General features: G+C 60.0%; 1 protein-coding gene. It reads left to right on the plus strand.

Features of this window, described 5'->3' with window-relative positions:
- Nucleotides 1-48: 48 nt before the first annotated feature.
- Complete coding sequence (locus tag A8G00_RS03300) at nucleotides 49-1,200, plus strand: IS110 family transposase (RefSeq protein ID WP_216365588.1); 1,152 nt, start codon at nucleotides 49-51, stop codon at nucleotides 1,198-1,200.
- Nucleotides 1,201-1,464 lie beyond the last annotated feature (264 nt).

Consider the following 1,464-nt stretch of genomic DNA (forward strand, 5'->3'; position numbering starts at 1 on the left):
CAGGAGGCGGTATGAAAGCGACTAGCTTCCGTGAAGGAAGGAGCGGTGATGATCACCGTAGAGGCAAGGGTGCACCCCCTCGTGCAGGCACGAGCGTTAAGCAAATTGCCGAACCTCCTCGGCAATGGAGATGCACCCATGTCTTATGATTATCATATCGGCGTGGACTACCACAAAGCCTATACGCATCTGGTGGTGCAGGACGGCGGCGGGAAGGTCCTGCGATCGGGCAAGGTGAAGAACGATCCGCGCTCACTTGCCGGCTTCCTCTCGCCCTATCTGGAGAACAGCCATGCGGTGATGGAAGCGAGCCGCAACTGGACGGTGATGTACGACTGGCTCGATGAGCTGTGCGACGATGTCATTCTCGCCCATCCACTCAAGGTGAAGGCGATTGCCGACGCCAAGATCAAGACCGACAAGATCGACGCGACGATCCTGGCGCATCTGCTGCGGGCTGACCTGATCCCGGAATCCTATGTTCCGTGCGAGGCCGCGCGCGCGCTTCGCCAGGCGTTGCGAGAGAGGATCTTCTTCGTCCGGCTGCGCACGATGGTGAAGAACCGGGTGGTGACGATCTTCGACCGCTATCCAGAACAGACCCGAGCGTTGCGGGAGATGTCGGATCAGTTCGGCAAGATCGGGCGGGGGCAGCTCGAACTGCTTTCAGTGTCGGTGATCGATCGCGAGCATATCGATCGCGCGCTTGCCTTCATCGATGACATCAACCAGCGGATCCGCGAGTCCGAGAAGACGATCCGCTGCTTCAGCAAGGACAACGCGGACGTCAAACGCCTCAAGACAATCCCGGGCGTGGGCGAGTTCTTTGCGCGCCTGATTGCCGCCGAGATCGACGACATCTCGCGCTTCCGGTCGGCCAAGAAACTCGCTGCCTATGCCGGCCTGGTGCCTTCGACCTATGCGAGCGGCGGCAAATGCTGGAACGGGCGGATTATCAAGGCAGGCAACAAATGGCTGCGCTGGGCTTTCGTGGAAGCCAGTATTCCAGCCATGCGGGCGGAACCTGCCCTCAAATTCGATTACGAGCGCCTGAAGGCGACCAAGGGCGCGAACCGCGCCAAGGTCATTGTGGGGCGCAAGCTATTGACGATCGCCTACCAGGTGCTGCGCGACCAGCGTGACTATGAGCGCCGCGACGCACTGGTGGAGCGACCGTCCAACAGTTCTCGGCTGTCCTGATATTCGCCTAGTGGGCTCCGCATCGCGGGGCCGCACTCTCCAGGAGAATGGGAAGCCGAGAGCCGCACACCGGAATGTGACCGAGCCTACACGGTAAGGTCACGGATTGGAGAATGGCTCAATGCCGAAACGAGGACAGGACGCCTGGCCTCGGAAGCTACAACTCGTCCGTGCCGGCGTCGATGGACACAGAAACAACAACGAACCCACGAGGAAACGGGCACTTTTACATGCACCCTGCCTCTTGAGTTCTTTCATTGGAGA

It is taken from the genome of Sphingobium sp. SA916, from assembly GCF_002894065.1.
GTDB lineage: Bacteria > Pseudomonadota > Alphaproteobacteria > Sphingomonadales > Sphingomonadaceae > Sphingobium > Sphingobium fuliginis.